This window comes from Nitrososphaera sp. (genome assembly GCF_037447015.1).
Lineage (GTDB): Archaea > Thermoproteota > Nitrososphaeria > Nitrososphaerales > Nitrososphaeraceae > Nitrososphaera.
This window is the reverse complement of the sequence record NZ_JBBIHK010000012.1, coordinates 47,010-54,504: the sequence shown is the minus strand read 5'-3', so window position 1 is coordinate 54,504 and position 7,495 is coordinate 47,010. Positions and strand designations below refer to the sequence as shown.

12 protein-coding genes are annotated in these 7,495 nt (G+C 57.3%); 6 read left to right on the top strand and 6 right to left on the bottom strand.

From position 1 onward, the window contains the following. Window positions 1-39 precede the first annotated feature (39 nt). Window positions 40-213 carry a hypothetical protein gene (locus WKI84_RS06525; protein WP_337862727.1) on the top strand — a complete coding sequence of 58 codons (174 nt, stop codon included), beginning with the start codon at window positions 40-42 and terminating at the stop codon, window positions 211-213. A 102-nt stretch (window positions 214-315) separates the two neighbouring features. Here the strand turns inward: WKI84_RS06525 and WKI84_RS06520 are convergent, their stop codons facing one another. From WKI84_RS06520 to WKI84_RS06505, 4 genes are all read right to left on the bottom strand, one after another. After that, entirely contained in the window at window positions 316-447 is a 132-nt protein-coding gene (locus tag WKI84_RS06520; RefSeq protein ID WP_337862726.1) for a hypothetical protein, read from the bottom strand. A gap of 69 nt (window positions 448-516) precedes the next feature. Further along, window positions 517-819, bottom strand: a complete 303-nt coding sequence (locus WKI84_RS06515; RefSeq protein WP_337862725.1) for a hypothetical protein — start codon at window positions 817-819, stop codon at window positions 517-519. A 338-nt stretch (window positions 820-1,157) separates the two neighbouring features. Further along, window positions 1,158-1,409 (bottom strand): TRAM domain-containing protein, encoded by a 252-nt coding sequence (locus WKI84_RS06510; protein ID WP_337862724.1) that lies wholly within the window; start codon window positions 1,407-1,409, stop codon window positions 1,158-1,160. Window positions 1,410-1,446: 37 nt separating this feature from the next. Continuing rightward, window positions 1,447-2,412, bottom strand: a complete 966-nt coding sequence (locus WKI84_RS06505; protein WP_337862723.1) for a PHP-associated domain-containing protein — start codon at window positions 2,410-2,412, stop codon at window positions 1,447-1,449. 56 nt (window positions 2,413-2,468) lie between these two features. Here WKI84_RS06505 and WKI84_RS06500 point away from each other — a divergent pair, with 56 nt between their 5' ends. Next, window positions 2,469-2,606: a hypothetical protein gene (locus WKI84_RS06500; RefSeq protein ID WP_337862722.1), complete on the top strand. Its 138-nt coding sequence runs from the start codon at window positions 2,469-2,471 to the stop codon at window positions 2,604-2,606. 30 nt (window positions 2,607-2,636) lie between these two features. Here WKI84_RS06500 and WKI84_RS06495 read toward each other — a convergent pair whose 3' ends face one another. Further along, window positions 2,637-2,855 carry a hypothetical protein gene (locus tag WKI84_RS06495; protein ID WP_337862721.1) on the bottom strand — a complete coding sequence of 73 codons (219 nt, stop codon included), beginning with the start codon at window positions 2,853-2,855 and terminating at the stop codon, window positions 2,637-2,639. Window positions 2,856-2,913: 58 nt separating this feature from the next. Between WKI84_RS06495 and WKI84_RS06490 the strand changes: the two genes are divergently transcribed. After that, window positions 2,914-4,887 (top strand): ATP-binding protein, encoded by a 1,974-nt coding sequence (locus WKI84_RS06490; protein WP_337862720.1) that lies wholly within the window; start codon window positions 2,914-2,916, stop codon window positions 4,885-4,887. Window positions 4,888-5,041: 154 nt separating this feature from the next. Here the strand turns inward: WKI84_RS06490 and WKI84_RS06485 are convergent, their stop codons facing one another. Then, window positions 5,042-5,236 carry a hypothetical protein gene (locus WKI84_RS06485; protein WP_337862719.1) on the bottom strand — a complete coding sequence of 65 codons (195 nt, stop codon included), beginning with the start codon at window positions 5,234-5,236 and terminating at the stop codon, window positions 5,042-5,044. A gap of 301 nt (window positions 5,237-5,537) precedes the next feature. On the opposite strand from WKI84_RS06485, the gene WKI84_RS06480 reads away from it, so the two are divergent. The 3 genes from WKI84_RS06480 (at window position 5,538) to WKI84_RS06470 (ending at window position 7,485) form a co-directional block, all read left to right on the top strand. Next, window positions 5,538-6,428, top strand: a complete 891-nt coding sequence (locus tag WKI84_RS06480; protein ID WP_337862718.1) for a formyltetrahydrofolate deformylase — start codon at window positions 5,538-5,540, stop codon at window positions 6,426-6,428. Next, window positions 6,415-7,194 carry a creatininase family protein gene (locus tag WKI84_RS06475; protein ID WP_337862717.1) on the top strand — a complete coding sequence of 260 codons (780 nt, stop codon included), beginning with the start codon at window positions 6,415-6,417 and terminating at the stop codon, window positions 7,192-7,194. Before WKI84_RS06480 ends, WKI84_RS06475 begins: the two co-directional genes overlap by 14 nt. Window positions 7,195-7,266: 72 nt before the next feature. Continuing rightward, complete coding sequence (locus tag WKI84_RS06470) at window positions 7,267-7,485, top strand: LSm family protein (RefSeq protein ID WP_337862716.1); 219 nt, start codon at window positions 7,267-7,269, stop codon at window positions 7,483-7,485. Window positions 7,486-7,495 lie beyond the last annotated feature (10 nt).

The window sequence follows — 7,495 nt, the reverse complement described above, 5'->3', positions numbered from 1 at the left end:
CGATCTAAAGTCATTTTAGAAATTGGAGGGATTAGTATATTGTCGATCGCTAGTATGTTCGGGTTTGGCGTATTGCTTATGGCAGTGGCCGACTATCTGGCCCGGCGCCAGCATGACAGGCAGAGGAAATGCGACGTCTGCCGCCAAAAGTTTGAAAACTTTGAAAGCGTGGAAAAGCACCGCAGGGAAGTGCACAGCAACGCGCCTGCATGACCGTGCGGTGGTGGAGGTTGAGAGGTCTTCCCCCCGGCGCAGCAGCATTAGCCGGCTGGCTGAATCAAAAGCGCCTGCGTCTCTGGCGGGGCTGCGGCCTGCCTACTTTTGGCACTGCTGGCAGGTGGCCATGTGGTTGGCTATGATACCTGACGTCTTCCACCACGAGGGTGAGAACAGCTTGACCCTCTCAAGGTCAGTGCGGGCGCCCTTCATCACTTCGCATTCGCGCATATGTATGGTATTAGTAGCGCGGCCCATCGCATAAAAGAGTATGCGAAGATAGAACAGTAAGATGGTTACTTATACTGCCTCGGTTGCCTGCCCCTGCTGTTGCTGGTGGCCGTGGCCGCCCCTCCCAATGAGCGACTTGACCTTGTCGCTGCAGTAGAGGTTGACCTTTATGCCCGCATAGTTCCACGCAAAGGCTATGGGCAGGCTCACCACGGCCGCCTTGACGAACTGGTCGGCTGTAAAGTTCATGACGTACATGTTCCAGGGCAGGAACGCCACCTGCCCCACGACGTGGCTCACAAGCGTCACTATCATGTAGTCTTTGATCCGCTCCTTTGACAGCATCCCCTTTCCTCCCTTCCCCATCAACAATGCACTCCCCCTGGTGGCATGAGCTGCGCGAAACACGGCAGAAATATTAACTCACCGGGTACAACGCGCTGCACGGCACGGAGTGTAACATCCTGCCGCCGGGCTGACCCGCCTGCAATAAAATGCAGCGTCAATAAGAATGCGCGGCTGTGACATGAATAGGCAACACGCGTGCGTTGCCAGAATTGTATTGGACGCCTTTTCTTTAAAGAGTTGTGTAAGGGTCGCAATCTGGGGGGGACGTGATTATACGATAATGTGGTTGAGAAAAAGAAAGAGAACTGTGGTACTTTCCTTGCGGGAGTTGCCACTCGTTTCTTGGAGGGGGAGTCTGTAACTTATGGTTGTTGCTGCGGCTGTACCAGCTCTGCGGTTGCAAACCTTGCGCCGACGTTGGTGACCTTTACCTTGGCGTTCTGCCCCGGTTTGCCGCCCTTTACAAAGATTACAAATCCCTGTATCCTTGCAATCCCGTCGCCCTGTCTGCTGATTTCCGTGATCTGGACGTCGTATTCCTTTCCTGTTTCAACAGGCTTGGGGCCAAAGTTGCCGAACCGGCCGCCTGGCCTGTCTCTTCTTTCGTATGACATATCGTCACAAGCAAGTGGTTGCGCTTGTAATATAAACTCACGGGGAAAGGCCCATCGAGATAAGCTGGCTCCAGCGCCTGTTTTCAAAGACGCGGGGGTTGTGGCCCTTCATGTTGACCTTCTGCGAGACCCTGCCTGCCAGGTACAGCCCAAGCACGGCTAGCGACCTCCAGAGCGTCCCGTTAGGGTTGTGCATGTACGAGTCAAGGGCCCATCTTACAAGCCCGTGGTAGCTTGGGTGGTTCTGGCGCGCGTATTCCAGCAGCAGCGTGCGAGAGCTGGACACGATATAGTGGGCGTGCTCGAACAGCTCGTCCCTTGAAGCATAATCTTTGGTTGCGGCAGATACAGTGCCCTTCCCCATGGCCTGCAGGATGGAGTCGAGGTTGTTCTCCGCCTCGACTGCGTTTATGCACCTGCCTATCGTGCCCAGCACGTGCGAGTCGCTGCCGGCCGTCTCGGCCATGCCGTTCTCCTTTGCGAACCTGGCTGCCACGATGTTCGAGTAGCGGTCGACGTTGTTGCTGTTGAACGACTCTATCAGGTCGCACCTAGACGCGTTCTCCCTGATGCCGTTTGTTACTGCAAACGGGTGGGCGGCGCACGAGACGGCACCCTGCCTCCTTATCTCGTCAAGCGTCTCGTCAAGCGTCATGCCCTGCCTGATCTCCGTGTGGATGCCGTACGCAAGGACGTGCCCGCCTGTGTCTATCGTTATTTCTTCTGCCGGGTAAACTTTGAGGCTCTTGAATTTCTCACGGCTGTCCCTAATCGCGCATATCTGGCGGTAGCCGTCAAGCGTGTTGTGGTTGGTTACAAACAGCACCTGTATCCCGCCTGCCAGCGCCCTGTCAAGCTGGTCTGCCATCTCTACCCCGCAGTCAAACGGCATCCTTGGAGAGCTGTTGCGGTGGTTGGAGAAAGTGTTGTGGCAGTGCAGTTCTGCGTTCAGTATGTCGGCCGTGACCCTTTCTTCTCCGGCGGTATGGTAGGTCGCCCGCAAATAAAAACCGATGCTTTTAGAGTAAGTTCTTATGAGGCGAACGCGGTCATGGTGCCATGTTCGAGCCGTCCGCTCTGCTTGCCATATTCCCTTACGCCTTCATAGCCGCTTTTCCGCTTGCAGGCATCGCCATAGTCACGAAATGGGTTTTTGACGACCGAAAGCTCCAGCGGCAGAAGAAGAAGCAGGACTGACCCGGTCGGGTCGTAGGGCAGGCCCTCCTCTCATCGCATGCAGATGTACAAGACTGCCAGGAGCACGTCCCACAGCGCCTCGGTGTTCACAAGCGCCGTGTAGCCCAAGCCCGTGTCTGCCGCGACCAGAAACACCGGGCCTAGTGCCAGGGGCGCCGGCGGAAACGACGTAGGACGCCGGCTATATTCTGGCTTTAGCGGCAAAATAGCTGTCCTGAACTGGTGCACCGCTGCCGACCTGTCCTCCAATCCGCTTCTTTTGCCTTGACAATGTATAAAAACCAAGTAGTGCGGATAGGTGGCGTCGTTGGCTACGGGGGAGGACGAGGGCGCCAAGCCCGGTTCCGTCTTTGGGAGGGCCAGCGCCGGCTTTGCAATAATACTTGTTATCGTGGTGGTGTCCTACGGGCTGTTCTTTTACTTTGAGATGTCCGGCGAGTTCCAGATCCGCCAGATCGAATTCGAACACAGCCGGGAGGACCAGCAGAGGCTCGCACTGAGCCTGTCCGACCAGATCGGCCTGAAACTCGAGCTTGCCCTTGCCAAGCTCAACACAATGTTGTCGGTAGTGGTGGCGTCAACGGCGGCGACGGCAGGTAGCGACGACGTAAAGGGCATGGCAGGCGCCAGCCTGGACGAGCTGGAGGCCCTCTACGCCCTGTCTTTTCCCGGGGGCGCCTCTGCGGTGCTCGGCCCGGACGGACGCGTGGTGTGGGCAAGCCGCTCGCTTGCCCAGTACGGCTGGACGGAAGGCTCTGACCTGTCGGACAGGAGCTGGTTTGCAAAGGCAAAAAAAGCGGGTAGTGGCGGTGCCGGGCCGGTCTTTGCCGGCGACGGTGCGCAGGGAGAAAGAGCGGCGCACCTTGCGCTTGTGGCCCGCCAGGTTGTTGCTGTTGCCGGTCCTGCTGGTGGCGGAAATGGCAACGATGATGATGACGACGACAACGGCGGCGATAATCTGATGATCCTGGTGCAGTTTATCCCTGCCGGCCTGCTGTCAGACGACGCGCGTGACAGGCTGCAGGAGTCCCAGACGCTGGCCCTTCTGGACTCTGACGGCCTCTTTATAGCCTATTCCGGCGACGAGGCGCTCATTGCCCAGCCGTTCTTTTCCGAGGCAGGGCAGGGGGCTACTACTACCGCCACCACTACCACTACCGCCACTATTACTACGGGTGCTCCTGCCGCCGGCGGCAGGAGCAAAGACCTTGGCATGGCTGTGCGTGGCCTGATGCGGGAGAGCAATAATGGCGGCGACGACAGCGCGCAAAAAAAGCCTGCAAGCGTTGTATACAGGGCTGGCGGCGGGGAGGAGTTCCTGGCAGTCGCCACCCCCGTGGTGGCTGGCGGCAAAAACGCCTACTATCTAGTCATTACGACGCCGGTGTCGCTGTTCTACGACGAGATTAACGCCGTGCTCACCACGCAGCGCATCCAGTCGTTTTCCATCCTGGCAGGCACGTCTGTGTCTGTTATAATACTGGCAGTCTTTGTCAACCGCTCCATCAATCTGGAAAGGGAGGTGCGCAGGCGCACGAGGGAGCTTGAGGAGTCCAACGTCACGGTGCTTGCGCAAAAGAAAGAGCTGGAGCAGGCAAACGTCGAGCTCAAAAAGCTGGACGCGATGAAAGACGAGTTCCTCAGCGTGGCCGCGCACGAGATCCGCAACCCGATAACGCCGATAATGATAGCGGCCGAAGAGCTCGAGGCCGAGCTTGGCAGAAAACACGAGATAAAGATGATCATCAGAAACGCCAAGAAATTGCAGCAGCTTGTGCAGAACGTGCTTGACGTGGCAAGGATGGAGAACAGGACGTTCAAGCTGGTCAAGGAAAAGTTCGACCTTGGCGAGCTCGTCTCTGGCGTGGTGGACGACTATCGCGCCCTTGCAGAGGAAAAGCCGGCAGTCAGGATAGAATACAGGCCGGCAGAGGTCATGGTGAGGGCCGACAAGCTGCGGATCGCGCAGGTGATGTCCAACCTGCTCTCAAACGCAGTCAAGTTCACAAAGCAGGGGACGATAACCGTCGAAATACGCCTGGAGGGCGGCAGCAGCAGCAACAACGCGGTCGAGGTCTCTGTCACGGACACGGGACCCGGCATCGACCCTGCCATAATGCCCAGCCTGTTCAGGAAATTTGCGACCAAGTCGGAGGGCGGGACCGGCCTTGGCCTGTATATCTCAAAGAACATTGTCGAGGCGCACGGGGGCGTGATGCGGGCCCAGAACAACCCCGGAGGCGGCGCCACCTTTGCCTTCCGGATCCCTCTGGACGCGTGATTGCACGCCGCCGGCAAGCACGCGCCTGATGGTGTGTGTGCGCGCATACACACACGCGCGCACGACATGTGGCGCCTTGCCTTGCCGGATACTCCAGCTAGAAGGACACAAGCATCCTCGCGCTTTTCCTTCCTGTCTGTACGCTTTTACCCTGTCAGTCTGGCTTGCACTGGTTCTTGTCCTTGTGCTCGTAAAAGTGCGACTGGCAAAAGTCGTTGCCGCAGTCCTCGCAGTGCCACCCTGAGAGGGTGTAGCAGACTATGCACTTGCCCACCGGCCTGTTGTAGTCATAGTCTTTTCGCGATTTCTTGGGCGTCTGCTGCTTCTGGATCTTTTGCTGCGGCTTCATGCTCTATCTTTGTAAAAACGGATCATGACAAGAGGAGTGACAGCAGCGGGGGCGGCAGCAGCAGTGGCAGTGTCAGTAGTAGCGTTAGGTGTTGTCGGTGCGCAACGCATGTGCTAGGGAACCTCAAAAACACTTGCCGTCCTGCTGACGCTTTTGCCCTTTCTGCAAGCGGCATTGATGATAATTGCTGCGTAAGGCAACAACAGCGTGTCTATGAGGGCGTATTATTTAAGGGTGATGCAAGGTTTATTTGGCTTTCCGGAAAGCTATCTGGAAGAAGGGGAGGCGCACGCGCAAAGACATGGTTGCCGACAATACTACTACTAGTAGCAGTAGCAGCAGCGGTAGACGCACCACAATAATAGAGGTCACGGTGGTTGGCAAGGACCGCAAGGGCGTTGTGGCCGACATCACCAATTTCATATTCAAAAACGGCGGCAACATTGAAAAGATAAGCCAGAACGTCGTGCGGGGGCTCTTTGGCATGCAGCTTGAAGCCTCTTTCAAGAGCGTTGGCCGCAAGGAACTCGACAGCGGGCTGCAGGAGCTGGCAAAAAAGCTCCAGATGGAGATCAAGGTCCACTACCAGGAGCCGGACAGGCCGCAGAACGTCGCCCTTTTTGTGAGCAAAGAGCCGCACTGCCTTGAGCGCATACTGGCCGGCAGCAAGAAAGGCGAGATAGACGCCAACATTGCAGTCGTAGTCGGGAGCGAGCCGACGCTCAAGCACCTTGCCGACCAGGCAGGCATACCGTTCCACTCCGTCGCGCACACCGACCAGGCCGAGGCAGAGCTGAACATACTGAAGATCCTGGAAAAGTACAACATCGACCTCATAGTGCTTGCCCGCTACATGCGTATACTCACGCCCAATTTCGTCTGGCGCTACCCAAACAGGATAATCAACATCCACCCGTCGCTCCTGCCTGCGTTCCCTGGCGCGTACGCGTACGTGCAGGCTTATGAGCGGGGCGCCAAGATTGTAGGGTGCACGGCCCACTACGTGACAGAGGACCTCGACCAGGGCCCGATAATATCGCAGAACTCTTTCAAGGTGCAGCAGTCAGACACGCTTGATTCTATAAAGAAAAAGGGCCAGGCGCTGGAAGCCGGGACGCTGTTTGAAGCGGTAAAGCTGCACCTTGAAAACCGGCTCGAAGTCTACTGGGGCAAGGTCCATGTCAAAAAGTAACGCTGTTGCTGCTGTTGCTTCTGCTCATCATGCTGGCCGCAACAACAACAGCAGCAACGGCGCAAGCAGAAGGGCGGTCGTTGTAGCCGACATGCGCGACCCGCAGATAAGGTTCCGCCGCGCCATAATCCCCGTGGGCTCGCTTGAGCAGCACGGCCCCCACCTTCCTGTCTCGACGGACACGCTTGTCGTTGAGCACATCGCAAACCTCGTGGCCCCGATGGTGGGCGCAGTGGTGATGCCTGCCATCGCGTACGGCGTGTCGTACGAGCACGGCCCCCTCTTTAACGCCTCTGTGCGCAACTCGACGCTCTCTGCAACCGTATGCGACCTGTGCGCCTCGCTTGCAGACTGCGGGTTCTCTGAAATAATCCTGCTCAACGGCCACCACGGCAACATGGGCGCGCTGCAGTACGTCGCGCAGGACCTTGAAAGCAGGATACCCGGCGCAGTCGCCGTCCACACGCTGCACTACTGGCACGCCATGAAAAGCGAGTTTGACCACGCCGGCGAGGTAGAGACATCGCTCGTGCTGGCAATCGCCCCCGGGCTTGTCAGGATGGACCTTGCCCAGCCGAACTCTAAAAAGCTGAGCAAGTCCAAGGCCGCCTACGCGACTTTGACAAACGCGCCCGGCTCGTTCATAAGGATAACTGGCAACGGCGTCTGGGGCGACCCGGCTGCCGCGTCTGCCGAGAAAGGCAAAAAGCTGATCAAAGAGATAACCGCAAACCTTGCAGCGACCATCTCTGAACTTGTGCGGTAGCGCAGTCGCGTGCGAATTTTAATATATGGCATGGATGAGCCTTACCTCTAGGTAAATCGCATGTCCGTTGATATGGCTGTTAAGGTTCTCGACGAGAGCCTTGGAAAAGTTGTGCTTATCAAGTTGAAAGGCGGCAAGGTCATCAGAGGCAACCTGCATGGCTTTGACCAGCACATGAACCTGCTGCTGGAAGACTCGGTCGAGATTCTGGACGAAGGCAAGTCCAACGACCTTGGGACCATCGTCGTCAGGGGCGACAACGTGGTCATCATCTCGCCGCCGCCCAAGTAAAAACAGGTGG

What these genes read in the sequence shown, in the direction of transcription:
- WKI84_RS06500 (WP_337862722.1), top strand. Translation starts at nt 2,469, where the DNA reads ATGTTCGAGCCGTCCGCTCTGCTTGCCATATTCCCTTACGCCTTCATA.
- WKI84_RS06520 (WP_337862726.1), bottom strand. Translation starts at nt 447, where the DNA reads ATGCGCGAATGCGAAGTGATGAAGGGCGCCCGCACTGACCTTGAGAGG.
- WKI84_RS06480 (WP_337862718.1), top strand. Translation starts at nt 5,538, where the DNA reads ATGGTTGCCGACAATACTACTACTAGTAGCAGTAGCAGCAGCGGTAGA.
- WKI84_RS06510 (WP_337862724.1), bottom strand. Translation starts at nt 1,409, where the DNA reads ATGTCATACGAAAGAAGAGACAGGCCAGGCGGCCGGTTCGGCAACTTT.
- WKI84_RS06475 (WP_337862717.1), top strand. Translation starts at nt 6,415, where the DNA reads ATGTCAAAAAGTAACGCTGTTGCTGCTGTTGCTTCTGCTCATCATGCT.
- WKI84_RS06470 (WP_337862716.1), top strand. Translation starts at nt 7,267, where the DNA reads ATGGCTGTTAAGGTTCTCGACGAGAGCCTTGGAAAAGTTGTGCTTATC.
- WKI84_RS06485 (WP_337862719.1), bottom strand. Translation starts at nt 5,236, where the DNA reads ATGAAGCCGCAGCAAAAGATCCAGAAGCAGCAGACGCCCAAGAAATCG.